Origin of the sequence: Rhodococcus sp. HNM0563, assembly GCF_012726195.1 — a bacterium.
GTDB lineage: Bacteria > Actinomycetota > Actinomycetes > Mycobacteriales > Mycobacteriaceae > Rhodococcus.
In genome coordinates, this window is record NZ_JAASAF010000050.1 from 1 (window position 1) to 365 (window position 365).

A 365-nucleotide genomic window follows, 5' to 3' on the forward strand; every position below is an offset into this window, starting at 1 on the left:
AGTTGCTGTGCCAGCTTCCCAACCGTCGGGCTGTCAAACACCACCCGAATCGGGACCTCCACGCCCAAAGTCGATCTGATCCGCGCGACCATTCGAGTAGCCAGAAGTGAATGTCCGCCAAGAGAAAAGAAGTCATCATCAAGACCGACACGGTCCACTCCGAGCACTGAGCCGAAGATCTCGGCCAACAGGCATTCATGCTCAGACTCCGGAGCTCGGTACTTCGCCGTGGACACCAGCTCCACCTCGGGCAATGCAGAGCGATCGACCTTCCCGTTGACCGTCAACGGCAAAGCATCAACAACCGACACGACCGCCGGCACCATGTAATCCGGAAGCCGCGACGCCACAAACGCCCGAACATC

The 365-nt window shown here is 58.9% G+C and carries 1 protein-coding gene; it reads right to left on the reverse strand.

Translation table 11 applies throughout. From position 1 onward, the window contains the following. Positions 1–365: phosphopantetheine-binding protein (locus HCA61_RS25920; protein ID WP_169691064.1), on the reverse strand; the 365-nt coding region annotated here is incomplete at both ends.